General features: G+C 57.2%; 30 protein-coding genes, 1 tRNA gene and 2 pseudogenes. 30 read left to right on the forward strand and 3 right to left on the reverse strand.

What is annotated here, in order from left to right; translation table 11 throughout:
- Positions 1-48: 48 nt before the first annotated feature.
- From IPJ12_14025 to IPJ12_14170, 30 genes and pseudogenes are all read left to right on the forward strand, one after another.
- On the forward strand, positions 49-882 hold the full coding sequence (locus tag IPJ12_14025) for a substrate-binding domain-containing protein (GenBank protein MBK7648241.1): 834 nt from the start codon (positions 49-51) through the stop codon (positions 880-882).
- Positions 879-1,574 (forward strand): annotated as a pseudogene (locus IPJ12_14030) (hypothetical protein). Before IPJ12_14025 ends, IPJ12_14030 begins: the two are co-directional and overlap by 4 nt.
- A 78-nt stretch (positions 1,575-1,652) precedes the next feature.
- A pseudogene (locus IPJ12_14035) lies at positions 1,653-2,168 on the forward strand (hypothetical protein).
- Between the two features lie 223 nt (positions 2,169-2,391).
- On the forward strand, positions 2,392-3,123 hold the full coding sequence (locus IPJ12_14040; GenBank protein ID MBK7648242.1) for a response regulator: 732 nt from the start codon (positions 2,392-2,394) through the stop codon (positions 3,121-3,123).
- 185 nt (positions 3,124-3,308) lie between these two features.
- On the forward strand, positions 3,309-5,147 hold the full coding sequence (locus IPJ12_14045; protein MBK7648243.1) for an ATP-dependent DNA helicase: 1,839 nt from the start codon (positions 3,309-3,311) through the stop codon (positions 5,145-5,147).
- Between the two features lie 5 nt (positions 5,148-5,152).
- A complete protein-coding gene (locus tag IPJ12_14050) occupies positions 5,153-6,286 on the forward strand; it encodes a hypothetical protein (GenBank protein ID MBK7648244.1) in 1,134 nt (377 codons plus the stop codon).
- Between the two features lie 17 nt (positions 6,287-6,303).
- Complete coding sequence (gene mobB / locus IPJ12_14055) at positions 6,304-6,810, forward strand: molybdopterin-guanine dinucleotide biosynthesis protein B (protein MBK7648245.1); 507 nt, start codon at positions 6,304-6,306, stop codon at positions 6,808-6,810.
- Complete coding sequence (locus IPJ12_14060) at positions 6,804-8,012, forward strand: molybdopterin molybdotransferase MoeA (protein ID MBK7648246.1); 1,209 nt, start codon at positions 6,804-6,806, stop codon at positions 8,010-8,012. The genes mobB and IPJ12_14060 overlap by 7 nt, the downstream gene beginning before the upstream one ends.
- On the forward strand, positions 8,009-8,257 hold the full coding sequence (moaD, locus tag IPJ12_14065) for a molybdopterin converting factor subunit 1 (GenBank protein MBK7648247.1): 249 nt from the start codon (positions 8,009-8,011) through the stop codon (positions 8,255-8,257). The genes IPJ12_14060 and moaD overlap by 4 nt, the downstream gene beginning before the upstream one ends.
- A gap of 17 nt (positions 8,258-8,274) precedes the next feature.
- Positions 8,275-9,198 carry a ribosome biogenesis GTPase YlqF gene (gene ylqF / locus IPJ12_14070; GenBank protein ID MBK7648248.1) on the forward strand — a complete coding sequence of 308 codons (924 nt, stop codon included), beginning with the start codon at positions 8,275-8,277 and terminating at the stop codon, positions 9,196-9,198.
- A gap of 99 nt (positions 9,199-9,297) precedes the next feature.
- Positions 9,298-9,373 (forward strand) — tRNA-Asn (locus IPJ12_14075).
- A gap of 403 nt (positions 9,374-9,776) precedes the next feature.
- Positions 9,777-10,388, forward strand: a complete 612-nt coding sequence (locus tag IPJ12_14080; GenBank protein ID MBK7648249.1) for a hypothetical protein — start codon at positions 9,777-9,779, stop codon at positions 10,386-10,388.
- 52 nt (positions 10,389-10,440) lie between these two features.
- Positions 10,441-10,656 (forward strand): glycine zipper 2TM domain-containing protein, encoded by a 216-nt coding sequence (locus IPJ12_14085; GenBank protein ID MBK7648250.1) that lies wholly within the window; start codon positions 10,441-10,443, stop codon positions 10,654-10,656.
- 76 nt (positions 10,657-10,732) lie between these two features.
- A complete protein-coding gene (locus IPJ12_14090; protein ID MBK7648251.1) occupies positions 10,733-10,930 on the forward strand; it encodes a hypothetical protein in 198 nt (65 codons plus the stop codon).
- Positions 10,931-10,964: 34 nt separating this feature from the next.
- Positions 10,965-11,372 carry a hypothetical protein gene (locus IPJ12_14095; GenBank protein MBK7648252.1) on the forward strand — a complete coding sequence of 136 codons (408 nt, stop codon included), beginning with the start codon at positions 10,965-10,967 and terminating at the stop codon, positions 11,370-11,372.
- A gap of 8 nt (positions 11,373-11,380) precedes the next feature.
- Complete coding sequence (locus IPJ12_14100) at positions 11,381-11,830, forward strand: hypothetical protein (protein MBK7648253.1); 450 nt, start codon at positions 11,381-11,383, stop codon at positions 11,828-11,830.
- A gap of 66 nt (positions 11,831-11,896) precedes the next feature.
- Positions 11,897-13,597 (forward strand): ABC transporter ATP-binding protein/permease, encoded by a 1,701-nt coding sequence (locus IPJ12_14105; protein ID MBK7648254.1) that lies wholly within the window; start codon positions 11,897-11,899, stop codon positions 13,595-13,597.
- A 180-nt stretch (positions 13,598-13,777) separates the two neighbouring features.
- Positions 13,778-14,032, forward strand: a complete 255-nt coding sequence (locus IPJ12_14110; protein MBK7648255.1) for a hypothetical protein — start codon at positions 13,778-13,780, stop codon at positions 14,030-14,032.
- A gap of 95 nt (positions 14,033-14,127) precedes the next feature.
- Complete coding sequence (gene cls, locus IPJ12_14115; protein MBK7648256.1) at positions 14,128-15,513, forward strand: cardiolipin synthase; 1,386 nt, start codon at positions 14,128-14,130, stop codon at positions 15,511-15,513.
- A gap of 197 nt (positions 15,514-15,710) precedes the next feature.
- Positions 15,711-15,875 (forward strand): DUF1328 domain-containing protein, encoded by a 165-nt coding sequence (locus tag IPJ12_14120; GenBank protein ID MBK7648257.1) that lies wholly within the window; start codon positions 15,711-15,713, stop codon positions 15,873-15,875.
- A gap of 5 nt (positions 15,876-15,880) precedes the next feature.
- Entirely contained in the window at positions 15,881-16,783 is a 903-nt protein-coding gene (locus tag IPJ12_14125; protein ID MBK7648258.1) for an FHA domain-containing protein, read from the forward strand.
- Positions 16,784-17,490: 707 nt separating this feature from the next.
- Positions 17,491-17,646 carry a hypothetical protein gene (locus tag IPJ12_14130; protein MBK7648259.1) on the forward strand — a complete coding sequence of 52 codons (156 nt, stop codon included), beginning with the start codon at positions 17,491-17,493 and terminating at the stop codon, positions 17,644-17,646.
- A 9-nt stretch (positions 17,647-17,655) separates the two neighbouring features.
- Positions 17,656-18,240 (forward strand): chemotaxis protein CheB, encoded by a 585-nt coding sequence (locus tag IPJ12_14135; GenBank protein ID MBK7648260.1) that lies wholly within the window; start codon positions 17,656-17,658, stop codon positions 18,238-18,240.
- A 189-nt stretch (positions 18,241-18,429) separates the two neighbouring features.
- Positions 18,430-18,753, forward strand: a complete 324-nt coding sequence (locus IPJ12_14140) for a BON domain-containing protein (GenBank protein ID MBK7648261.1) — start codon at positions 18,430-18,432, stop codon at positions 18,751-18,753.
- Between the two features lie 72 nt (positions 18,754-18,825).
- On the forward strand, positions 18,826-19,218 hold the full coding sequence (locus IPJ12_14145; GenBank protein ID MBK7648262.1) for a cupin domain-containing protein: 393 nt from the start codon (positions 18,826-18,828) through the stop codon (positions 19,216-19,218).
- A gap of 52 nt (positions 19,219-19,270) precedes the next feature.
- Complete coding sequence (locus tag IPJ12_14150) at positions 19,271-19,513, forward strand: hypothetical protein (protein MBK7648263.1); 243 nt, start codon at positions 19,271-19,273, stop codon at positions 19,511-19,513.
- Positions 19,513-19,656, forward strand: a complete 144-nt coding sequence (locus IPJ12_14155; protein ID MBK7648264.1) for a hypothetical protein — start codon at positions 19,513-19,515, stop codon at positions 19,654-19,656. The genes IPJ12_14150 and IPJ12_14155 overlap by 1 nt, the downstream gene beginning before the upstream one ends.
- A 292-nt stretch (positions 19,657-19,948) precedes the next feature.
- Positions 19,949-20,476, forward strand: a complete 528-nt coding sequence (locus IPJ12_14160) for a hypothetical protein (GenBank protein ID MBK7648265.1) — start codon at positions 19,949-19,951, stop codon at positions 20,474-20,476.
- A gap of 123 nt (positions 20,477-20,599) precedes the next feature.
- Positions 20,600-21,850, forward strand: coding sequence for a sorbosone dehydrogenase family protein (locus IPJ12_14165; GenBank protein ID MBK7648266.1), 1,251 nt, complete (start codon positions 20,600-20,602; stop codon positions 21,848-21,850).
- 109 nt (positions 21,851-21,959) lie between these two features.
- The gene (locus tag IPJ12_14170; protein MBK7648267.1) at positions 21,960-22,313 is read left to right on the forward strand and encodes a hypothetical protein; all 354 of its coding nucleotides are present in this window, start codon (positions 21,960-21,962) and stop codon (positions 22,311-22,313) included.
- Here the strand turns inward: IPJ12_14170 and pgl are convergent.
- From pgl to gnd, 3 genes are read right to left on the reverse strand one after another with little or no spacing between them, the layout of a single operon-like run.
- Complete coding sequence (pgl, locus tag IPJ12_14175; GenBank protein MBK7648268.1) at positions 22,284-22,982, reverse strand: 6-phosphogluconolactonase; 699 nt, start codon at positions 22,980-22,982, stop codon at positions 22,284-22,286. The two genes, IPJ12_14170 and pgl, sit on opposite strands and share 30 nt — an antisense overlap.
- Complete coding sequence (locus IPJ12_14180; GenBank protein MBK7648269.1) at positions 22,982-24,445, reverse strand: glucose-6-phosphate dehydrogenase; 1,464 nt, start codon at positions 24,443-24,445, stop codon at positions 22,982-22,984. Before IPJ12_14180 ends, pgl begins: the two co-directional genes overlap by 1 nt.
- Entirely contained in the window at positions 24,442-25,881 is a 1,440-nt protein-coding gene (gene gnd / locus IPJ12_14185; protein ID MBK7648270.1) for a decarboxylating NADP(+)-dependent phosphogluconate dehydrogenase, read from the reverse strand. The genes IPJ12_14180 and gnd overlap by 4 nt, the downstream gene beginning before the upstream one ends.
- Positions 25,882-25,931 lie beyond the last annotated feature (50 nt).

Below are 25,931 nucleotides of genomic sequence, written 5' to 3' on the forward strand. Positions count from 1 at the left end.
GTTGTCTTATTACCAAGGTGATAATTCAATATAAATTTGAAAGACGTCGTGCCAGCCTCCGGAATTCCCCCTTTCGCCCGCGTTGCATTTATTTTGGCCTGCTCCTTTCTTCCGGGGCCGTCGGCGCTTGCGGAAGTTCTGAATATTCCGGGGAGTGGCAATTCTGAATTTGTATTGGGTGAGCTGGCGAAGGCGTTTAATGCCCGTCAAACCGAGCATCGCGTGCTGGTGCCATCCTCGTCGGGTCATGCCGGGGCGATCAGGGATGTCAGCGAAGGGGTCGCGGCAATGGGCCGGGTGGGCCGTCCGCCGAGCCATGAGGAGAGGGCCAGTGGGCTGTATTATCTTCCGCTGGGGCGGGATGCGGTGGTCGCCGTAGCGGGGGCTGCGGTGACGGCCAAGGGGCTTTCTTCCGATCAGCTCGCCGCCGTGTTCGCCGGAAAAATTAGCAACTGGCGTGATCTGGGTGGTCAGCCAGCTCCTATCCGGGCGATCGGCAAGGAGAGTTCGGATGCTATCCGCCGTCAGCTGCCGAATCGATACAAGGACCTTGTTTATGCCGATTCGGTCAAGATCGTGCATCTCGATCCACATTTGATTGATCTTCTTGATCGCTATCCCACCAGTTTTTCAATCGTGAATCGTTCCGCGCTGGCAGCCTGCAAGACCAAAGTGGTCATGCTGACGCTGGATGACATTGAGCCCAGTTATGAAAATCTGATCAGCGGGCGTTATCCGTTGACCATGGAATTTGGTCTGGTTTATCGCACCGGCGAGATATCGCCGGCTGGCAAGGCTTTCGTTGAATTTGTTCGCTCGCCGGAAGGTGCCGGAATACTTCGCAAGTATGGCGTGCTGGTGAACGGTGGTGGCAAGCAATGATGCCTGTCCGCAGAAGGAACCACCTTCGTCTGGCCCTGATGCTGCTGATCATCGGGCTGGTGGCGGTTTCTTACTGGGCATCAACCTGGGTGGCCGGCAATTTGTTGAGTCAGTCTTTGACACGGCGAGCCGAGGAAAAGGCGCAAACGGTCAGCCTGGCGCTTGAAAGCTTGATCGCTGCGCAGAATCGACATCTGCAAATCACGGCCAGTCTTACCGCCAATCGCAACAGTCTGGGGAGAAGCCTTGAGCATGTCGATGCAGCAGGCGCGCAGGGGGTGATCAAGGAAGTGCTTGATCGTTCTTTGCAGGATTCCGGCGTGGCATTTCTTGAGATGGTCGACAGGGATGAGCGCGTTGTGTACCGCACCAATCCGACTGAGGCGCCGACCGATCCGGCTATAAGCTGGGGGGCGTTCGAAGCGCTCTCCGGGCGCAATATCGTGTCAGGGGCAGTTGAAATGGGGTTGCTCACCCTGCGTGCCAGCGAGCCGGTCTATCACGGCAAGGATGTGGTTGGTGCGGTGACGGCGGGGCTGCGTATCACCCCGGATTTGCTCAAGGAGATTACCCGGAACCTGGCGGCGGATATTGCACTGCTTTCCCGGGAAGGCAAGGTCCTGGCCGCAAATTCGGAGAGTGTCGGGCATGTCGATGTTCAGGCGATCAACGAGGCGTTTTCGCAGAAAATTGCGATCTATCGCCACGACGATCAAGCACTGAAAACTCGCGGGTATTTTCCCGTAGTCTTGATTGATAGTGCTTACATCATGGTGGTTGATACCGACAGCGAGCTGGCCTATCGGCAACTGGCACAGGCAAGCCGGCGGGGCTCGCTGATTTTTCTCGGTATTGCGCTTTTGAGTCTTGTGCTCGGCTTACTGTGTCTGCGCTGGATTCTCCGTCCCTTGCTCCGGCTTCGGCAGCGAGCCGAAACATTGGCGCTCGAATTGACGGGCAGCAAGATTCAGGCTGATTCACGATGCGACATTGCTGCGGTGATCGAGGTGCTCGATGGCTTGCCTGAACGCCTGGCGAGCCGCAATGCAGAACTGCTCGCCGCTGGCGCTAAAGCCGAGGCGGCCAGTCGGGCGAAAACCCAATTTATTGCCAATGTCAGTCATGAAGTACGGACGCCGATGAACGCCATTATCGGGATGAGCCATATCCTGTCCCGCAGCATTCAGGATCCCGCGCAACGCGACAAGCTGGACATCATTCGCCATGCGGCTGATCAACTGCTGGAGTTGCTCGACAATATTCTCGACCTCTCCAGGCTGGATTCAGAGCGCATGGATCTTGAACAGCACCCATTCAGCTTGGCGTTGCTGATGCGCCATCTCGAAGCGCTGGTCAGCCGCCGGGCCGCGGCCAAGGGCTTGAAACTGATTTTCGATATTGACCGCAAGTTGCTGGACAAGGTTCTGGTCGGCGATGCGCTTCGCTTGCAGCAGGTTCTGGTCAATCTGGTCGGAAACGCGATCAAATTTACGCATCAGGGTAGTGACCGTGGCTATTCATCAGGAAGACGAAAGCGCTGCCCAGCTACGCCTGGGTTTCAGTATCACCGATACGGGGATCGGTATCCAGCCGGCGTATATACAAGGAATCTTTGCGCCTTTCGAGCAGGTGGATGGTGCCATGACCCGGCAATTCGGCGGGTCGGGTCTGGGGCTGACGATCAGCCAGCGCTTCGTCCATTTGATGGGGGGCAATATCGAGGTAGCGAGTACGCCCGGGACCGGCAGTACCTTCTCGTTCTCACTCGAATTTGCGAAGCCTGAAGCACCGGGCGATAGTGCGATGCTGATCGAAGTATCGGGAGCCGAGGCAGAAAAGCGCTTGCGGGCGGATTTTCGCGGCACCCGTGTATTGCTGGCGGACGATGATCTGGTCAATCAGGCCATGGTTCAGGAATTGCTGCGCGATGTTGTCGGATTTCACGTTGATCTCGCGGTTGACGGCGAACAGGCGCTGGCGCTGGCTGAAGCGCATGAGTATGCCTTGATCCTGATGGACATCCAGATGCCGAAGATGGATGGACTGGAAGCTACCCGGCGTATTCGCCGATTGCCGGGTTATGTCTTTGTGCCGATCATCGCGATGACTGCCAACTCCTTTGCAGATATCCGTGCATCGTGTTTCGAAGCAGGCATGAACGATTTTCTGAGCAAGCCGGTGGCGCCGGAACGGCTCTTCGTGACCTTGCTGACCTGGATGCAGACGGTGCTCAAAAGCTGATTTTCGGTGCTTGTTCCCGCGATGTATTTGCGGCGGGAAAAGTCCTTCGGATTGAGGCCATCTGCTAATATTCGCCCTCATTTTTCAGGCGTTTCTCCTTGTCCTCCCTGCAGGAAATTTTCTCTCCGGACGGCCCTCTGGCCAAATCCATTGGCGGCTATCGCGTGCGCGATCAGCAGGTCGATATGGCCGAGCGCATTGCCGCTGCCATCAAGGGTTGTGCGGTCTTCATTGCCGAAGCCGGTACTGGCACAGGCAAGACCTTCGCCTACCTTGTTCCGGCACTGCAGTCGGGCGGTAAAGTGATCGTGTCGACGGGCACGAAAACCTTGCAGGACCAGCTGTTCAACAAAGATTTGCCCATGGTCCGCGACGCCCTGAAGGCCCCGGTCAAGATCGCGCTCCTGAAGGGCCGGGCCAACTACGTTTGCCCCTACCACCTGCAACACGCGATCGCTGACGGTCGTTTCCTGACCCGCGAGGATGCCGCCGACGCCCGCCGTATCTCGGTCTTCGCCAAAACCACACAGAGCGGCGACAAGGCCGAGTGCATCGAGGTTTCCGAGAACTCGCCGGTGTGGAGCCACGCCACCTCGACGCGCGACAACTGCCTCGGCCAGGAATGCCCGGACTACAAGGAATGTTTCGTCATGCAGGCGCGGCGCGAGGCGATGGCGGCCGATCTGGTCGTCGTCAATCACCACCTGTTCTTCGCCGACGTGATGCTCCGCGACGAAGGCATGGCAGAGCTGCTGCCGGCCTGCAATACAGTTATCTTCGACGAAGCGCACCAATTGCCTGAGGTCGCCACGCTGTTCTTTGGCGATACCGTTTCGACCGCCCAAGTGCTTGATCTGGCTCGCGACACCCGTGCCGAAGCGCTGACCTCAGCCCGCGATTGCCTGGCTTTGCCGGAAAGCAGCAAAAAGCTGGAAAAAGCGGCCAAGGACCTGCGGCTGGCCGTCGGCGTCGACACCGGTCGCTTCTCCTACGGTCAACTGGAAGAAAAGCCCGAATTTGCAAATTCTCTGAAGGCACTGGAAGACGAAGTGGCCGCCTTTGCCGCCTTGCTCGAAACGCAGGCTGAGCGAGCCGAAGGTCTGGAGAAGTGCTGGCAGCGCGCCACCGAGTTGGCGCAGCGCCTGGGCCAGTGGCGGAACCTGAAAGATCTCAGCTACGTGCGCTGGGCCGAGGCCTTCACGCATTCGCTGCAACTCACCTCGACGCCGCTCAACGTGGCCGAAATCTTCCGCAAGCAGATGGGTGGCCATCCGCGGGCGTGGATTTTCACCTCGGCCACCCTGGCCGTGCAGGGCAAGTTCCACCATTACTGCGCCGAACTCGGCCTCGGTGACCCGGATTCCGCCTGCTGGCACAGCCCTTTCGATTACGACAACCAGGCCATCCTCTACGCGCCGCTCGGCATGCCCGACCCGAACGCCTGGAACTACACCGACGCTGTCGTCGACGCCGCGTGGCCGGCTGTCAAGGCAGCCAATGGCGGGGCCTTCTTCCTATGCACCAGCCTGCGCGCCATGCGCCGGACGCACGAATTGCTCAAGGCCAAGCTCGAAGACGAAAACATCGACATGCCGCTGCTGGTGCAGGGCGAGGGCAGCAAGAACGATCTGCTGCAACGCTTCCGCCACCACGGCAATTCGATTCTGGTTGGTAGCCAGAGCTTCTGGGAAGGCGTCGACGTACGCGGTGAAGCGCTGTCGCTCGTCGTCATCGACAAGATTCCCTTCGCGCCGCCCGATGACCCGGTCCTCTCGGCCCGTATCGAGCAAATGAAGCGCGAGGGCCGCAACGCCTTCATGGAATACCAGCTGCCGCGCGCCGTCATCAACGTCAAGCAGGGCGCCGGCCGCCTGATTCGCGACGAGACCGACAAGGGTGTGCTGATGATGTGCGATCCACGACTCATATCAAAGCCCTATGGCCGCCGCGTCTGGCAAAGTCTGCCTCCGATGAAACGGACCCGCGAACTGCAGGTCGTCCTCGACTTCTTCGCCAACCGGTAACCCGGATGAAAAACACCTTCGAGCAACTGCGCACGCAGCAACCGCAATTCTTCTCCGGCGCCACCATCACCATTGAGTCGGCCGCCATGCAGGCCATGGCCGGCATCATCACGGCCATCGAATCGGTCATCGCCATGCCGGCCTACCAGGCGCATGCGCTGGCCCAGGCGCCGGAAATTGCCCGGCTGCCGACCAAGGCGCGTGGCGTGTTCATGGGCTACGATTTTCACTTGACCGAAACCGGCCCGAAACTCATCGAAATCAACACCAATGCCGGCGGTGGCCTGCTCAATGCGTATCTGCTGGCGGCGCATGGGCGGATGGAAGAGGGCGCAAGGATTCGCGACGAGTACGTCGCCATGTTCCGCGAAGAATGGCGTCTGGAGCGCGGCGATGTGCCGCTGCAACGCATCGCCATCGTTGACGAGAATCCGGCTGAACAGTTTCTGGCCCTTGAGTTTCAATTGTTCAAGGAACTCTTCGAGCAGCACGGCATTGCCACCGTGGTCGTCGATCCAGCCGACTTTACCAGCGGGGGCAATCAGCGTTTGGAGTCCGGCCAGCCGGTCGACCTGATTTACAACCGTCTGACCGACTTTTCTCTCGATGCTACGGTCAACCGGAAAATTCGCTCAATTTTCGAAAATTCCGGCGTGGTGCTGACGCCGCACCCACGCGCCCATGCGCTGTATGCCGACAAACGCAACCTGATGCAGTTATCCAATGAGGCCGCGCTCGAGGCGCTGGGCGTTACTGAAGCTACCCGCCAGACCTTGCTCGCCGGCATTCCGAAAACTGTCGCCGTAAGGCTCGAGCAGAGCGAACAATTCTGGGCCGAACGCAAGCGCTGGTTCTTCAAGCCGCCCGCCGGCTTTGGCGGTCGCGCCGCCTACCGGGGTGACAAACTGACCAAGCGGGTATTCGAGGAAATCCTGCACGGCGGCTACATTGCGCAGGAAATAGCGCTGCCGTCCGAGCACGCCGTGCCGGTTGACGGCGTAGCGGCAACGATGAAGGCTGACATCCGCTGCTACGTCTATAACGGGCGCACGCAACTCGTCGCCGCACGCATCTATCAGGGTCAAACCACCAATTTCCGGACACCGGGCGGCGGTTTTGCCCCGGTTTTTGTCGCCTGAACGGTTAAAATCCGCTCATGAAAGTATTTGGTATTGCCGGCTATTCCGGCTCGGGCAAGACGACCTTGCTGGAAAAGCTCATTCCCCAGCTCACTGCACGCGGCCTCACTGTGTCGGTCATCAAGCATGCCCATCATGGCTTCGACATAGACCGTCCGGGCAAGGATTCCTTCCGCCATCGTGAAGCCGGTGCCACCGAAGTGCTGCTCTCCTGCGGCGACCGCTGGGCGCTGATGCATGAGCGACGTGACGAGCCGGAGCCGACGCTCAATGAACTGATCGGCCACCTGTCACCCTGCGACCTCGTGCTGATCGAAGGCTTCAAGCAGGAACCGGTGCCCAAGCTGGAAGTCTATCGCCCTGAAAACGGCAAACCGCCGCTCTTTCCCGAGCGCAGCGACATCGTTGCCGTGGCCACCGACGCAGACATCGCCACCGACCTGCCCAAGCTGCCGCTGAACGATTACGCCGCGATGGCCGATTTCGTCATGAACCACCTGAATTTGCAGGAACGCCCATGCTGAGTTTTGAACAAGCCCTGGAAAAACTGCTGGCCGCTGCCCAGCCGGTCGAGGAAACCCGCTCGCTGCCGCTGACGGCGGCGCTCGGCCGCATTCTCGCCGTATCCCAGCAATCCACCGTTGCCGTCCCGCCGCTCGACAATTCGGCCATGGATGGTTACGCCGTGCGCGTTGCCGACATCACCGCCGCAGGCATCTGCCTGTCGGTCAGCCAGCGCATTCCGGCCGGCACGGTCGGCACGCCGCTGCAACCCGGCACGGCAGCGCGAATTTTCACCGGTGCCCCGGTGCCAACTGGCGCCGACGCTGTGATCATGCAGGAACGCTGCGAGCATGGCGAAAATGGCGTGGTCATCAACCACGTGCCGCATACAGGCGAGAACATTCGCCGGGCTGGCGAAGACATCTCGGTCGGCGCCGAAATCCTCAAGGCCGGCGTCAAGCTGCGCCCGCAGGAGATCGCGCTCGCCGCCTCGGCTGGCTTACCGGAATTGCCGGTTTTCCGGCGCGTGCGTGTCGGCGTCTTCTTCACCGGCGACGAATTGGTCCAGCCGGGCGAGCCGCTGCCGCCGGGTGCTATCTACAACTCCAACCGCTACGCGCTGCGCGCCTTGCTCGAAGGCATGGGTTGCGAAGTCCGTGACCTCGGCGCCGTCGCCGATACGCTGGAAGCAACCCGCGACGCGCTGCGCCGCGCCGCTGCCGACAACGATCTGGTGCTGACCAGCGGCGGTGTTTCGGTCGGCGAGGAAGATCACGTCAAGCCGGCCGTCGAGGCCGAAGGCCGGCTCGACATGTGGAAGATCGCCATCAAGCCCGGCAAGCCGCTGGCCTTCGGCGAAATCCATACTGCCGATGGCAAGGCCTGGTTCCTTGGCCTGCCGGGCAACCCGGTCGCTGCCTTCGTTACCTTCCTGACCATGGTTCGGCCGTTCATCCTGCGTTTGCAAGGTGCCGGCAGTGTTTCGCCACGCGTTCTCAGTTTGCCCTCCGCTTCCGTCTGGAGCAGGGCCGACGGCGCTCGCCTAGAATTCCTGCGCGGCCGGATCAACGACGATGGCGCCTTCGAACTGTACAAGAGCCAGGGCTCGGCCGTCGTTATCTCGCTGTGCTGGAGCGATGGGCTGGCGCTCAACCCGCCGGGCAACACCATCGCCATCGGCGATACGGTGAGCTTTGTTTCCTTCGCGGAGCTGCTGTCGTGAGCGTCAAGGTTCTCTACTTTGCCGGCCTCAAGGAAGCCCTCGGGCTGCCCGGCGAAACCATCGATCTGCCAGCCGGAGTCGCCACCGTCGGCGCGCTGCGTGACTGGCTGGTGGGGCAGGGTCGCGACAAGCTGGCCACCGCCAAAAACCTGCGCTGCGCCGTCAATCAGGACATGGCGAAACTTGATGCCACAATAAAGGATGGCGACGAAATCGCCTTCTTCCCGCCGGTAACTGGCGGATAAAAATAGAAAGAACAAAAATGTCCATCCAATGGTTCCCGGGGCACATGACCCAGGCCCGCAAAAAGGCCGGCGAGACGCTGGCCGTGGCCGATGTCGTGGTCGAAGTACTCGACGCCCGCCTGCCGCAGGCGAGCAGCAATCCGATGATCCACGAGCTGCGCGTCTTCCGTCAGCGCCCGTGCCTCAAGCTGCTCAACAAGGCCGATCTGGCCGATCCCGAAGCCACCAAGGCCTGGCTGGCCTATTTCGACGCCCAGCCCGGCGTCAAGGCCGTAGCCATTTCGTGCAAGAAAGCCAGCGACGTGGCGCGCATCCCCGGTCTGGCCCAGAAGCTGGCGCCGCACCGCAACGACGCGGTCAAGCCGCTGCGCCTGATGATCATGGGCATTCCCAACGTTGGCAAATCGACGCTGATGAACGCGCTGGTCAAGAAAAAGGTCGCCGCAGTCGGTGATCAGCCGGCCGTCACCAAGAGCCAGCAACGCATCGACATCAGCAACCGCCTGACCCTCTACGACACCCCCGGCATGCTCTGGCCGAAGATCGACCACCCCATCGACGGCCTGATGCTCGCCGCCAGCCATGCGGTGGGCGTCAACGCCTATATCGACGAAGAAGTCGGCACCTGGCTCGCCAACTACCTGCTTGAGGTCTATCCCAAGCTGCTCATGGCGCGCTACGGCTTTGCCACCGAAGACATGGATGCCGTCGGCGTCATCGAAGCCATCGGCAATAAGCGCGGCTGCGTCATCAAGGGGCGGGGCGGCGAAATCGATATGGAAAGAGCCGCTGCCATCCTTATCCTCGACTACCGCTCCGGCGCCCTCGGCCGCATTAGCCTGGAAACCCCCGCGCTCAGAGCATCACGGCAGGCTGAACTGAAGGCAGCAGGGCGCCTCAAGGAAAATCCCGACCTGGCGACTGACAAAGGAAACGACTGATTTTTGATTGGCATGTTTTCTGAAACGCCCGCTATTGCAGCTTTTCAAAAGCTTTGTATATAATGCGCGCCCTGCCGGTTGCATGACTCGCAGCACCGTTCCTCGATAGCTCAGTTGGTAGAGCGCCGGACTGTTAATCCGTAGGTCCCTGGTTCGAGCCCAGGTCGGGGAGCCAGAAATACCAATGATCTAGACCGCTTAGGCGGTCTTTTTCATTTCTGACCGTGGCAAAAACGTGACAAGCTTTACCACGTTCTTACCCCCAACCTCATTCGATCCGCGACGCTGCTTCGGCCATATTCTCCGTAGCAAACTTCGCATAGCGATCCACAATCTGACGCGACTGGCATTGGTGCCTGGTTCGGGTAAGCGCCTGAGGTCACAGAGGACATAGCGGGAGTTTTTGCTATGTGCGCCAAGAGACAGATTAGCCAAGACCTGGCTCATATGCTGTCTCCATTCCAGCCTATCGCAGTCATTATTGCGGGGAATCGGCGCTGCAGTATCGCTGCGCAATTCCGGTGAAGAAAGCGGCATTATCTGCCGCGGCGAAAGTACTACTCCCCTCAAGGAACATCATGAACAAGATCAATATGAACGTAGCTGCACTGGCAGTTGCCCTGGCTTTCAGCGCTGGTGCCATGGCAGAAGGCATGTCCAAGACTGATTACAAGGCTGCCAAGGAGAAGATTGCAGCCGAGTACAAGACCGCCAAGACCTCCTGCGGGTCGCTATCAGGTAATGCCAGCGATATATGCAAGGCTGAGGCCAAGGGCAAGGAAGAAGTTGCTGAAGCCGAGCTCAAGGCCGCTTATGAGCCGACGCAAAAGCATCAGTATGAGGCGCGGGTTGCCAAGGCCGAGGCAGATCGTGCCGTAGCTATCGAGAAATGTGATGACCTGGCTGGTAATGCCAAGGATGTGTGTGTCAAGGAAGCCAAAGCTGCAGAAACCACCGCCAAGGCAGATGCCAAGGCACAGATGAAGGCTACGGAAGCTAACACTAAAGCAAACGAAAAGACTGCTGATGCCCGAAGTGATGCCCGCAAGGCTGGTTCTAATGCCCGCAAGGATGCCGCTGAGGACAAGAGCGATGCAAATTACGCAGTCGCCAAGGAAAAGTGCGACACGTACTCGGGTACCGCCAAGGATTCTTGCCTGAGCCAGGCAAAGGCACGTTTCGCAAAGTAACTATTGATGCCAGACCTGGCGTCAAACACGAAGTTTATAAGGAGGTAATTCCATGAAAACCATGCAGAGAGTTTCGCTCAATGCTGTTGTAGTGGCAGCCTTACTCGGTCTTGGAGCCTGTTCGGGAATGTCGCAACAGGGACAGAATACCGCCGTCGGAGCCGGTGTCGGGGCCATTGGTGGTGCCGTTCTGACCGGCGGAAGTACTGCCGGAACCCTAGGTGGCGCTGTCGTTGGCGGCGTCATCGGTCACGAAGTTACCAAGTAATGGCGGGTGATCAAATGTGATGCGCCCGGCCGACATGGTTGGGCCATCCTTTGCTCGCTGGCATCAGGAGAAGCAAATGATCAAATCAGGAAAAACAATCGCAGCAGCCGTCATGATGGCTGCGTTGCTGGTTCCTTTAAGCGGCTGCCAGAAAAAAGAAGGGCCGGTCGAACAGGCTGGCAAGAAAGTCGATCAGGCCACTGAAAAAGTGGGTCATGAGATTGAAAAGGCCGGTAGCAAGATTCAGGATGCTGCCCAGGGTGACAAGAAATAGGCGTAGCAATGGACAAAGAGGTTTCAGTATGAACATGAATTTCTTCCTGCTTGCAGTGCTTCTGGCTGGTTCGACGCTACCAGCACGTGCTGCCGAGGTAGGTGTATCGGTTTCAGTCGGTCAGCCCGGTTTCTTTGGTCGCCTCGATATCGGCGATTATCCTCGGCCACAGCTCTTATATTCGCAGCCACGCATGATCCGGCGTGGCCCATCTGGCCGCCCTCCGGTCTACATGCATGTTCCTCCGGGTCATGCCAAGAACTGGCGTCGGCACTGTGCCGCCTACAACGCCTGCGACGAGCGGGTCTATTTTGTCCGTGATGGCTGGTACAACAATGAATACGTTCCGCGTCATCAGCAGCGCAACCGTTCTCGTCAGGATGAGCGTCATGATGGACGGCGTGATCAACATCGCGGGAACGACCATGACCAACATCGGTGAGGCAGATCATGACTAATTTCACCCAGACGTTCGCAAGCCGGTTTGGATTGATTGCGGTGATGTTCGCCCTGCAATGCTCGCCAGTGCTTGCTGTTGAAGTAGACGACGCGGCAAAAAGCAATGTGACCAGTAGCCCTCAAGAAGCGATTTCGTGGATCAGCGGTGGCGTTGGCGACGAAGCTATGGCTGAATTGCATAAGGTATCCACAGCCTATAATGTTCACCTGCTGCTGACCGGCGCCAGCGGAAATTATTTGGCTGGCGTTCCATTTTCGATCAGTCGCAAGGGAAAAGTCACAGTTTCCGGGGTGACAGAAGGGCCGTTGCTGTACCTGAAATTGCCATCAGGCAGTTATCAGATTGCCGTTGAACTCGACGGGGCATGGCAATCCAAACGCATTCAGACGTCAACCTCAGGAAAAGCAACCAAGGTTCGCTTTGTTGCCAAGGACAAGTAAGAAGTTTGGCGACCGAGTTGGCGAATTGGTATTTGTCAGGAAAGATCGAGTCGGCGTCAAGGTCGCATGATCAGCTTCAACCGCCACCTCTGGCTGCGATTCCGTAAAATTGCCGCGCCTTACTGGTTCGGTGAGGAAAAATGGCAGGCTAGGCGATTGCTTGTCCTGCTGATTTTATTGCTGCTCGCTCAGACGGGGTTTGCTGTACTGTTCAATGAGCAGACTGGCGAATTTACTTCGGCACTGGCAGCGAAGGATATTGACCGATTCTGGCTTTCCATTCAGAAAAGCTTGGGAATTCTTGCGTTTGGCGTGCCGGCTTTTGGGTTTTACTACTATGTTCGCGACCTGCTTGCGCTGCACTGGCGGCGGTGGCTAACGCGAGATTTTCTTGGCGAATATTTTAGCGGTCGCGCCTATTACGAACTGAATGCCAGTGCCGATATCGACAATCCGGATCAGCGGATTGCCGAGGACATCAATACTTTTACCCAGCGCTCGTTGCAGTTCCTGATGGTGTTGTTCGGGGCGCTGCTTCAATTGCTGGCGTTCTCTGGCGTCCTTTGGACGATTTCCAGAGAACTGGTCTTTTTTCTGATTATCTATGCGACCGTCGGCACGGTGGTGACGTTGCTGGTATTTGGCAAAATCCTGATCGGATTGAACTTCTATCAACTCAAGCGCGAAGCCAACTTTCGTTTCAGCCTGGTCCGTATCCGCGAGAACGCTGAAGCCATAGCCTTCTATCGCGGCGAGGCGCGCGAATCCGCTCTGGTTGGTGGCTATTTCAACGAAATATTTAAAAACCTCAGCAAGCTGATTCGCGTACAACTGAAATTGAACCTCTTCCAGTTTGGCTACAGCTCGCTCACTGTCGTTCTGCCCAGCGTCATCATTGCCGAACGGGTGATCTCTGGAGAGCTTGAAGTTGGCCGTGCTATCCAGGCAGCTGGTGCCTTTGCCGCCATCCTTAGCGCACTGACGGTAATCGTCGACAACTTCGACAACCTCAGTAAATTTGCGGCCGGGATCAGGCGTCTCGACACCTTCCGGACGTTTCTTCTCAATAGTGGTGGGGCCTCCTCGCGCAAATCACGCGCGATTCAGTTTGGGTTTGCCCCGGATATTTCCATTGCCAAGCTCACACTGCAGACACCTAATCACGAGCGGACGCTGCTCGAAAACTTGTCAATGAGTATTTGCCCAGGGCAAGGCTTACTGATTGTTGGCCCCAGTGGTTGCGGCAAGAGCTCACTGTTGCGCGCTATAGCCGGGTTATGGCGCTCGGGGAGCGGCTGCATTATCGGGCCAGATAGTCAGGAAATGCTCTTCCTGCCACAACGGCCGTACATGGTTCAGGGAAGCCTGCGCGACCAGTTGCTTTACCCGAATGTGGAGAAAGTGCTGTCCGATACGGAACTGCTCAATGTGCTGAAACAGGTGAATCTGCCGGACATCGCCGATAATTTTGATGGTCTTGATGCCGTTCTCGACTGGGGCAAAGTTCTGTCAGTGGGGGAGCAGCAACGCGTGGCGTTTGCCCGCGTCCTGTTGAATGGCCCGCGCTACGCCATCCTTGACGAAGCGACCAGTGCCCTGGATATCGCCAATGAAGAGAGCTTGTATGAGTTGCTGGAAGCAAGCAGCACGACGCTGGTCAGCGTTGGCCATCGTCCGTCGATATTGAAATACCACTCACAGGTATTGGAACTGACCGGTGATGGCGCCTGGAGGTTGTATGCAGCGGCCGACTATCACTTTGAGTAATTCCTCGCTGGATTTGTCGCCAAATTCTTGAGCGAAGGGCGTGAAGTGCTATTTCGCGCGTCTTTGTGTGCCACCGAACGGAGCATATGGAGGCATCGGTGTACTTTTGGCTGGTAGCTCCCGGTGCTTGTATGGCTGCCAAGCGGATGGGCTTTCACTCAATAGCCAGGAGGAATTCTCATGAAATATTCAATCATCTTTGCTGCGGTCTTGGCTGCTTTGGCGGTCACAGCTTGCAATAAACCGACCGTCGTTACGCCGACCGTGGTCACCGTGCCTGTTCCTGGGCCGGCAGGACCAACCGGTGCTACTGGTTCGAGCGGCATGACCGGGCAGACCGGATCCAGCGGTCCAACCGGCTCAACCGGTGAGCAAGGTAAAACTGGTGGTGATACGGTGGTCGTCATTCCGCCAGCCCCCGCGCCGGCACGCTGAGTTTCCGGCAAAGCAGATCAGAGTCCGGCAGTGAAAGTGGAATCCCGCTTTTGCTGCCATCGCAGGGGAAGTAATTTGTGTCCAGATTGAGCCAGATAAATTCGCCGTGCAAACTGTCCGTAACGATAGCCGCTCTTCTGTTTGCCGCGGTGGGTTGCGCGGCATTGCCGGATGCGGATGTCATCATTGCTCGGCATTCCGCGCAGGCCGCCCGTTTCGAGAATGCGCGTGGGGCGATCTCGGCCCAGAAAAGTGCTGCGATCATCGCCACCCTGAAAAGCAAGTCCGGCGACATTGATATCGTCGACAAGCAGATCGCGCTGGAGCAAGCCGTCGTCGGCAGCCCCTTGGTCGTGGGCAACAAGGTCACCCTGCTGCAGGATGGCGCGGCGACTTATGCCGCCATGTTTGCCGCAATCCGGGCCGCTCGGGATCATATCAATCTTGAGTCCTACTTCATTGAGGACGATGAAATCGGCCGCCAGTTTTCCGACTTGTTGTTGGCGCAGCAGCACCGGGGCGTTCAGGTCAATGTGATCTATGACAGCTTCGGCGGCATCAATACGCCACAGGCTTTTTTCGACCGCTTGCGCGAGGCGGGCATCAACGTACTTGAATTCAACCCCATCAGTCCTATTGCCGGAAAAGGCCAATGGCGGTTCAACAACCGTGATCATCGAAAGCTTCTGGTTGTCGACGGGCGTGTGGCATTTATTGGCGGCATCAATATCAGCAATGTCTATTCATCAAGCCCGGGGTCACGGCGCGCCAAAAAGGTGACCGAAAATGCAATCGACTGGCGTGATACCGACTTGCAAATTGAGGGGCCGGTGGTCGCTGACCTGCAAAAGCTGTTTATGGAAACCTGGGCCAAACAGCAAGGCAAGCCGCTTTCCAAAAAAGACTATTTTCCCCGGTTGACCGCGCAAGGCAAGGATATCGTCCGCGCTATCGGCAGCACGCCGGACGATCCCTACAGCCTGATCTACCTGGCGCTGATTTCGGCTATTGGCAATGCGGAAAAACAGATTCAGCTGACCAATGCCTACTTCGTTCCTGATCCTCAATTGATCAAGGTGCTGATCGATGCTGCTGAGCGTGGAGTCGATGTGCAACTGATCTTGCCCGGTCACTCCGATTCGCAAATTGTCTTTCAAGCCGGACGTTCTAATTATTCAAAGTTGCTGAAGGCGGGCGTCAAAATTTTCGAGCGAGGCGGGGCGGTGCTTCATTCCAAGACGGCTCTGATCGATGGCATTTGGTCATGCGTCGGTTCGACCAACCTCGACTGGCGCAGCTTTCTCGATAACGACGAAGTCAATGCCGTTGTCCTTGGTCGTGACTTTGCTAGTCAGATGACAGCCATGATCGCCAGAGATCTTGGGGCATCAGAGGAGATCCGCCTGGCTGACTGGGAAAAACGCTCCCTGCTGCTACGCGTCAAGGAGTGGGGGGCCAGCCTACTGCAGAGATTGCTTTAGGCGCGCATTAACTTCGGGATCATCGTTTACGCAATAACGGCCAAGGAAGTGGGAATCACGGTCAATTTGCTTCCTCTCGTCACAACATCTGTGCCCTGGCGCACAGACCCCCAAACAGAACTGGATAACGATGATATTAGAGAGCCTCGTTACAGGCTTTTTGATGTCATTTGTCCGGTAAAAAGGAGGGAATCGCCATGTTGCAATATGCAATTGTGTTTTTCATCGTCGCCCTGATCGCAGCGCTATTTGGCTTTACCGGTATCGCAGCCGGGGCTGTAGAAATTGCCAAAATTCTGTTTTTCATCTTTTTGCTATTGTTTCTGGTCTCCCTCGTGATGGGTTTGATGCGGCGGAAGTGATTCCCTTGAATACAACGATTGAATACCCATTAGCAGTTCTCTGTGTGAATGTTTCTGGCGGAACGAACTGGGCACGTAGCCTCGGTAACTCGGAGGCGCAGTATGCGATTGAGCGCTGCTCCAAGCGCATTTGGCGCGCTGTTGAAAATTACGGTGGTCGTCTGGTGGAGCGCCAAGGCAGCAAAGTCATGGCGTTTTTTTCCAACGGTGCCGAAGCATTTAGATCTGCCGTTGAGATACATCACAGGGTAGCGGAGTTGCCGCCGCATTCTGGTTTTCCGCTGGCGGTTGGCATTGGACTGTGCACCGGACATAAAAGTCGGGAAGGCAGATATTTTCCAGTTGAAGGTGACAATCCTGCTGCCAAGCTTTCTGCCGTCGCGTTACCTGGGCGCATCCTGATTAGTGTTCCTCGACGGGCCAAGCTTTTTCCCTGGCTTGAAATGGCGGGGAGCAGTGTGCCAGACGTCGTACTTAACTGTGGCAAGCGGCGTTTGGGTGTCTTTCAGGTTCCCTCGAAAGATACAGACCAGATGGTATTAAGGCTGCCCCTGGCAGATGCTGATGATGGAGCGGGGCGGCTCCGTCTGCGCTTTCGGGGACGCGCAATGGTCCTTGATGAAAGTCAGCCTGTTACACGGATTGGCAGGCTGCCTGACAGCGATGTCATCGTTCGTGATACGCGCTGCTCCCGCGAACATGGCAGAATCGAACGACGTCTAGACCGGTTTGTATTTGTCGATCAAAGTACGAATGGCAGCTTTGTGACACTGGAAAGGCAGCCGGAGGTATTTGTTCATCGCAAGGAAATGCTTTTGTTTGGCCGAGGCATGCTTAGCTTTGGCGGATCAGCTCTAGCCAAGGGAGCTGAAGTCGCGCGATTTCAGACGCTGGGACTTGCTGGCTAGCAAATCTTGAAGGACAGAGTCGCTTCTATAAGGCTAACGGATTCGAGTGCGCGGCCTTGGTGGCTTAATTTGATTGGAGAACCGATCACTTCACGCGCAGGTTGCCTTCCCAGTCGCAACTGAAGGAACGGCAACGATAGCGTTGGACAGGTGTGAACAGACTTAACACCAAATCAATAAAACGTCGGGGAATGCGGTTTATTGAACTGTTGCACACGGGACACCGCCTTGGATTGGGAGACAGCGTGTAATTTGTGTTTGGCAGTGTTGTCATGAACGCTCGAAATCGGTCGAAAAGCCGCATAGATCAGACTGACTCAAGGCAGGAATGCGATCTGTTCGCTGGCGCGCACAGTTCGAAATGGCTCGTTTTTTCAGCGCTTGAAACTCAAGCGCGATTTTTCTTAGTGTTCGCCAGCGTACCGACTACCTCTACGCAAACAGGGTTTCATACGTACTCCTTCTAAGGATGAAACCAGCATGCTCTATTCGATTGACCTAATCGCGGCCGGTTCTCTTGTTGTCGACCATATGCTTCCGGTATTCATGTTATTTGTTGCTCTGGCACTGGCCATCGTCTTCATCGACTGAAAGGGACTTGCTCCTTTGCGCCTATGTGGCTTGGCGTACAGTGTTTGCCAGGCAGTCGCTCTATCGTGAGTTCACATTGGTGATGGCACCAGTGAATGATCTATCAGGAGATTTTCATGAACCAGAAACCCAAAGAGCCGCCCCACAAGACTGGGCAAACACCGCCTTCCTATTCGGAAGATGTGATCAAGCAGAAACAGAAGGCTGAACAGCGTGAGATCGCTGGCCGGCACAAGAATAGTGGTCCCAAGGATCATAAGGGCGCCCGTTAAGGCGACGGCATGTCCGAGACGACCGAGAAAAATTTCACGATTGTTTGCGTTGGCGGCTCGGCCGGTGGGCTTGATGCCTATATCCGACTATTGCGAAATCTGCCGGCAGATATGGGCGTGGCAATTGTCATCGTCAATCACATTACGATGATGCCGACCCAACTCCATGAAGTGCTTCCTCGCTTCACTACGATGCCAGTAGATTTAATATCGGACAATTTGTTGATTGAGCCGAACCGGGTATTTATCATTCCGGCAAACCGGGATTTACATGTCGAGGCGGGAGAGTTCCAGCTCTGGCCGATTTCAAAGCCGCACGGCTGGCCCGATGTGATCACGGTCTTCCTCCGCTCGCTGACCAGGCACTGGGATGGCCAGTTGATCGCAGTCATCGTTTCTGGCTACGACGGTGATGGCGCTGAAGCACTTTGCGGCATCAAGGAAGTCGGCGGCATCACCATAGCCCAGAAACTCAGCACGGCGATTCAGCCGGACATGCCTGAGAGCGCCATTGCAAGCGGCTGTATCGATTTCATCCTTTCACCAGAGGCGATCGCTCAGAAAATCATCCGAATTGCCCACCTCCCGACTTAAATGACGGCAGACATTGAACGCATTCAAGGCTGGGCAAGTATTTTTGCCATGTGTGCGCAAGCGAACTGAAGCCCCTGCTGTGTAGACGGAATATAAGCATCACGGCATAGCCTGTCTGCAACTGAAACCGAGCGGTGCCGAAGCAAAATCTTATGACAGCACAATCCATCACCGTAAAGGATAGACACCATGTATATCAAACTAGCTGCAAGCGTTCTCGTAAGCACTGCACTGATGCTTCCTATGGCCGGCTATACAGCAGACTCGGAGCATTCATCAGCATCCACAATGGTTAAGGACTCGGTCATTACCACCAAGATCAAGGCGGAGCTGGCGGCCGAAAAAATGTCCAGCCTCGTCCATATCAGTGTCGATACTGACAACAAAGGCGCGGTGACGCTAGGCGGCACAGCAAGTAGCAAGGCTGCGGTAGACAAGGCAGTTTCCATTGCCAAAGCCGTAAAAGGTGTAACGACAGTCGACAATCAGATCAAGGTTGTTGCGGATAAATAAGCGCGCTTTGATGAGATTCACCTCGCGTTTCGGAGCGCGATATAGTGCCGAGAAGCGCGAAAAGGAGTTGTGATGAAGGGTTTTGTTCAGAATATCGAAAGTCTCGCCGTTGAGAATGTGAATTTTCGCAAAGTGATATATACGGCAAAGAATTCCCAGCTTGTCCTGATGTCGCTTAAACCCCAGGAAGATATCGGGGCCGAGATTCACAAGGTTGACCAGTTCTTTCGCGTCGAGGAAGGCGCCGGTGAGGCTGTGCTAAATGGCGCCCGAACGGCGATTCAAGCCGGCTTCGCGGTTCTGGTACCGGCGGGGGTGAATCACAACATCATCAACACCGGGACAGTGCCAATGAAGCTTTATACGCTCTATGCCCCGCCCAATCATCGGGATGGCGTTATCCACAAAAGCCGGTCGGATGCTGAGGGTGATACTGAGCACTTCAACGGCAAGACAACTGAATAGTCAGTGAAGGTTTACCTGAACGACGCAGGAATAATCTCTCAAGGAGAACGATATGGATGTATTAAGCAACCATCGAGGACGCCAGGAAAGACGCCAAAGTGTTTCAGTACTGGCCGTCGGATGCTTTGACCGGCGTCACATCGCAGAACGCCGACTACCTGAGATGGAGGTGCTGAGGCTATCAGACGTCGATTGGCAAGGGTATTTCGGTGCTTCTATCAAGCAGTCTGAAAAAACGGAACACAAAATACTTCAAGAAACTGATGGGTTTGATAAAACGCACAACAGCTATTAATGGCCGGACTTGGTTTTGACCTGGTTTTTGGTCTAGGCGCTGGCGGCGATAACAAGGTGAATTTGACACCGGATTCCATGTATCAAAAAAATGCCCAGTACGGTCTGGCCGTTCTGGGCAAAGTAAAGAAGGTGTTCAAATAGAGGCGGGGAATTGAACACCTGTAGCCATCTTGTCTTGCCTTGCGAACTTGATCTGTCTGCTTGCGCACATAGCGGATGGACAGAACGATCCATCAGAAAGTTAAGCCGAATCCCGGCCAATAGTACTGAGCAGATCCAGAGTCAGGCGTGCTTTATCCGCGGTGAACAGGCCATGCACCATCCTTTATATTCAATCAACGTTTCTTGGTGTGATGGCGCACAGATGCATCGGGAAGTGTGGACTAGCCTGAACATCTATCCGTAACCTACGGAGTCCCCAAAGGAGACAAACATGGACGAATATCGCCATCACGTATCAGGTTTTTTTGCTCACCGCGCCGAGGCTGAAAGCGCGCTTTCCAGTCTCGTCGCACGCGGCCTGCCACGCGCACAATTGCAGCTGTTCGAGGCCGAATCGGGCCCGGCAGTTGCCGAGATCAAGGGCGAGAACAATGAAGTTCTGACCAACGTATTGGTCGACGGCGCCATTGGCACCGCGGTAGGTACCGGCATCGGCGCTCTGGCACAACTCGCCTTGGTGGCAGGAAGTGTCAGCCTGTTCGTCGCCAGCCCCTTGATTGCCCCTCTGGTCATGTTGGGCTGGGGTGCCAGCCTCGGGGCTTTTGTCGGTGCGGCGGCGGGTGCCACCACCGGTGTCGAACACAAGGATGGCTGGCTATCCGACCTGGTTCGCGATGCTGTCGCCAGCGGTCAGGTCGTGCTGGTGGCGCAGACGAGAACTATGGAAGAAACGGAAACGGCACGCGAAGTCATTGAGGCCGCCGTCGGTGAATTCAAGGACACGGTCAGTACGGTCTAAACCCAGGTCAGCGGCTTCAGTGACGTATCGTTCGCTCTGGATAGGCAAGTAATGACAAAACCGTTTCATGCGATGTCTTGGGGCGTCTGTTTGGCAGCTATTTCCCTTGCAGCCTGCGGCGAAATGGCGACGCTGCCAGTCTCGGCCGGAAGTGGGCTGCATCCGACGTTGCCGTCGCCGGTGCAGACCGTGATACCAACGGTCAATATCGCGTCGCCGATTGGTTGGCCGGTCGGGGTGAAACCGATTGCAGCGCAGGGTACCCGTGTCGCTGCGTTTGCCGGTGGTCTAAACCATCCCCGCTGGCTGTATGTCTTGCCCAATGGCGATGTGCTGGTGGCGGAGACCAACGCACCGCCCAAGCCGGATGACGCCAAAGGCTTCAAGGGTTGGGTGACGGGCCTGATGACAAAGCGGGCAGGGGCTGGTGTGACCAGTGCCAACCGCATCACACTGCTGCGCGACAGCAATGGTGACGGGCTAGCCGATTTTCGTTCGGTACTGCTTGAGGGGCTGAATTCCCCGTTTGGCATAGTTTTGGTGGGCAACGATCTCTACGTGGCCGACTCGGATGCCGTACTGCGTTTTCCCTACGTGGCTGGCGACACCCAAATCACCGTTCCGGGTAACATGGTGGTGGCGCTCCCGGCTGGGCCGATCAATCACCACTGGACCAAAAACCTGATTGCTAGTCCGGATGGAAGCAAGCTCTACGTGACGGTCGGCTCGAACAGCAATGTCGCCGAGCGCGGGATGGATGTTGAGGCTGAGCGAGCGGCGATCTGGGAAGTGGAGATCAAAAGCGGGGCGCACCGGGTTTTTGCCTCAGGTCTGCGCAACCCGAATGGCCTCGCCTGGGAAAAGCAGAGCGGCACGTTGTGGACTGTGGTCAATGAGCGCGACGAACTGGGCAGCGATCTGGTTCCCGATTACCTGACTTCAGTCCGCGACGGCGGCTTCTATGGATGGCCTTATAGTTACTTCGGCCAGCACGTTGATGACCGCGTCAGCCCGCAGCGCCCCGATCTGGTTGCTGTGGCGATCGTTCCGGATTACGCGCTCGGTCCGCACACAGCGTCGCTGGGCTTGGCGCCTTCCTCGGGAACGACCCTGCCATCCCGTTTCGCCAACGGCATGTTCATTGGCCAGCATGGGTCGTGGAATCGCAGTCCGAGCAGTGGCTATAAGGTAGTCTTTGTTCCCTTCGTTGGCGGAAAGCCCAATGGCGATTTGCCGGTCGATATACTGACCGGATTTCTCGACGAGCAAGGCCGGGCTTATGGCCGGCCGGTCGGGGTCGCACTCGACAAGCGCGGTGCCTTGCTGGTGGCTGACGATGTCGGCAATGTGGTCTGGCGGGTGACTGCCCCGTGATTGACTGGCTGCGCCTTCAAACCGTCGGTACGTCTCGTGGCAGACCCGGTTTCCGGGCACGTTGGGCAAACCACCAGCAGCCTCCGGTTAGCCCCGCGCCGAAGACGAGGTGGGTGAGCAGCGTCACCCAGTCACGGGCGACCGAGAACCACGGGAAGAGCAGCGTAAAGCCATACAGATTGACGACGTAAATACCCAGCCCGTATCAGGCGACCAGCGGCTGCTGACGGCGTGGTTCGCCATACGCGGTATTGGTTCGATCTACTACCTGATGTTTGCCCTGAACCATGGGCTCTCCGGCAGACTGAGCGATCAGGCCATCAACATCACGTTGTCTGCGGTTGCTGCATCAATCATCCTGCACGGCATTTCGCTAACGCCCTTGATGTCACTCTATGCCAGGCGGCAGGCTGGCAAGAGCCGGCGCTCCCGTTCAGAGAACCGACGTCATGAAATTCGCTGACCGCCCAGCTTCGGCATCGGCCAGCAGGCAAGCGTCGTTGCGCACGGCATGCGCTATGGGAAGATTGGCGCCTTGCTGCCAGGCGAACAAGGCGGATGATTTTTCTGCACCGGTGACCAATACCAATTGCATGCGGCAGGCCCGCAAGGTCTGAAAATTTAGGCTGACGCGCTCGCTGGGTGGCTTCGGAGTGTCGTGCACGGCAATCACAGGAGCAAGGTGGTCTTCGTTTGTAGAGAATAGACTGGCGGTGTGCCCATCTTCTCCCATGCCGAGTATTACAAGATCAAAAGGTTGCCGATTAAGAACAAGTTCTGAATATTCAGTCGCAGCGCGTATAGCACCGTGTTCAGCCGGAATAGGGTGAATCAGCCCATCCGGAATTGCCACGCGTGAAAGCCAGATGTCATGTGCCATGTGTGAGTTGCGTTCGGCGTGGTCTGCCGGCAGGCAGCGCTCGTCACTCCAGAATATTTCCCATGCGCGCCAGTCTTGAGGCATGCCGGCGAGCAGTTCATAGGTCCGTCGTGGCGTGCTGCCACCGGCCAGAACTATGCGAAATATCTGACGATCCCGGATGGCTGCTTCAGCTTCGGCGATGACAATGCGGCAGGCCTGAGCAGCAACATCTTCCGAATTTGGCAAAATTTTGCTGTTGACCGGGAGCATCAGTGTTCGCCTTCCGGTTTGCCGTTGCAGCTTAGTGTCTGCCGCCATTCCCGATCCGCCTGGCCAAATATCCGGTCCGCTGCTTTTGGCCCCCAGCTGCCGACCGGATACTGCAGTGGCGGGCGCTCGTCGTCGGCCCAGCCGCGCAGGAAAGGATCGACAATATTCCACGCCGCCTTGACTTCGTCATAGCGCAGGAAGAGGGAGCGATCACCTTGAATGACATCCATCAGCAACTCTTCGTAAGCGTCGGCCTTGCGTTCGCCGGGATTGCCGACCGATGCATCCATGGATATCTGTCGGGTAAGGGTTTCCTGACCAGGCACCTTGGCGGAAATTTCCATCTGCACCGCATCGTCCGGCTGAATGCCGATGAGCAACCAGTTCGGATGCACGGCGGAGGCACCGGTGCCTTGGAAGAGCTGCATTGGTGGTTCGCGAAAGCGCACTGCAATCATCGATCGGCGCTCCTTGAGGCGCTTGCCGGTGCGCAGGTAGAAGGGCACGTCACGCCAGCGCCAGTTGTCCACGTATAGTTTCAGTGCGGCGTAGGTTTCCGTATGGCTGCCCGCGGCGACGCCGGCTTCCTGCTGATAGCCGGCGTACTGCGCGCGCACTGCATGGCTGGCGAGATCAAGCTGGTCGACCGGGCGTATTGATCGCAGCACTTTGACCTTTTCGTCACGAAGCGATTCGGCTTCCAGCGATACCGGTGGTTCCATCGCCAGTAAAGCCAGCACCTGAAGCAGATGGCTCTGGATCATGTCGCGCGTTGCTCCGCCATGCCGGTCATAGTAGTTGGCCCGTCCATTCAGACCGATGGTTTCCGCGTGCGTGATCTGAACATGGTCGATGTAATGGCGGTTCCACAGCGGTTCCAGAATCATGTTGGCAAAACGCAAGACCAGCAGGTTCTGCACGGACTCCTTGCCGACATAATGATCGATGCGGTAGATCTGCTCTTCATTCAGGCGTGTATTGAGTTCGTGCTGCAAGTCGCGGGCGGATTGCAGGTCGTGGCCGAACGGCTTTTCGATCACCATCCGTCGCCAACCGGTGCGCTCCGCCAACAAGCCGGCCTGCGCCAGCCTGACGGTGATCGGCACGTAGAACTCGGGGCTGACCGAGAGGTAGAAAATTGCGTTGTTGCCGCATTCACTGGGTCCCATCCAGGCTCCCAGCGCCTGATAGAAGGCCATGTCTTCCAAGTTGCCGGGAAGATAGTCGAGGCGTTGGAGAAAGCTGTCCAGCAACCCTGCGTCGACAGCATCAAGATGATTCCGTACCTCGTCGCGCCAGCCATCCTGTTGATATGGCGTACGGCCACAGCCCAGAATACGTACGTCTGGTGCCAGATACCCAAGGCGGTGCAATTGGTACAAGGCGGGCAGCAGCTTCGCCATTGCAAGATTGCCGGTCGCCCCGAAGATGACATAGACGTGTGATTCGGTGGCGCAACTCATGACTGAATCTCCTCCCCGCCATCGCCCAGCCAGCGGGTATGAAAATGCGCGGTCTCGTCCCGGTCGATTCGCTGGTAGGTGTGCGCACCAAAGAAATCCCGCTGCGCCTGAATGATGTTGGCCGAGCCATTGGCACAGCGATAGCCATCATAAAAAGACAGCGCTGAGCTCAGTGCCGGCGCTGCCACGCCGTGTTCGACAGCCAGCATCACCGCCTTGCGCCAGCCAGCTTCGGCGTTTTTTACCTCGGCTGCGAAGAACGGATCCTGTAGCAGGCTGGGCGGCACTGGGTCGCGTTCAAAGCTGTTCTTGATATCGCCCAGGAAGCGGCTGCGGATGATGCAACCGGCACGCCAGAGCAGGGCGATGTCGCCGAATGGCAGGGCCCAGCCGTTATTCTCGGCAGCGGCCTGCATAAGCATGAAACCCTGAGTGTAGGAAACCAGTTTCGCGGCGTATAGGGCATCGTGCAATGCGTCGAGATACTCCGTGCGTTCCGATGCTGGCGCCACCGTCTGGATGCTGCCGAGTATGGCAGCTGCCGCAACCCGCTCTGATTTACGTGCCGACAACATGCGGGCATGGACGGCTTCGCTGATCAGGGTCAGCGGAATGGCGTTATCGAGCGCATCCTGCGCGGTCCATACGCCGGTGCCTTTTTGCCCGGCCCGGTCGAGAATCTTGTCGACCAGTGGGCTGCCGTCGCGGTCGCGCTGACGCAGTATCCGGCCGGTAATTTCGATCAGATAGGATTCAAGGCGACCACCATTCCAGGTCGCGAAGCAGTCGGCCATTTCATCGTGACTGAGGCCAAGCGCATGCTGCATCAGGTGGCAAACTTCGGCGATCAACTGCATGTCGCCGTATTCAATACCGTTGTGAATCATCTTGACGTAATGGCCGGCGCCGCCATTGCCCAGCCATTGGCAGCACGGTACGCCATCCACCTTGGCGGCGATGGCCTGGAACATGTCGCGGATGCTCGGCCAGGCGGCAGCAGCGCCACCGGGCATCAGCGACGGCCCAAAGCGGGCACCGTCCTCGCCACCGGAAACACCCATGCCAACAAAGTGAATGCCCTTGGCTGCAAGCGCCTGCCAACGACGGTCGGTGTCCTGATAGTTGGAGTTTCCGCCGTCGATCAGGATGTCTCCGGGCTCCAGCAAAGGCAGTAGTTGTTCGATGATTGCCTCGACTGCGCCACCGGCAGTCACCATCAGCAGAATTACCCGGGGCGAGCCAAGTTGGCTGACCAGTTGCTGAAGATTGTCGGCAACGCTGATGGCCCGGCCTTGTCCATGGGTATGGATGAATTCTGATGTAACCGCGCTCGTACGGTTGTACACGCTAAGGCGGTAGCCCTTGTCACTCAGATTGAGCGCCAGGTTGGCGCCCATCACGCCAAGGCCAACGATACCGATGTCTGATTTGGTCATGCCAGCGCCCACCTTCGTGTTGTTCGTGCCGTTATCGAAATGACCACGCT

The organism is Betaproteobacteria bacterium (genome assembly GCA_016709965.1).
In the GTDB taxonomy this organism is placed as follows: domain Bacteria; phylum Pseudomonadota; class Gammaproteobacteria; order Burkholderiales; family Rhodocyclaceae; genus Azonexus; species Azonexus amarohabitans.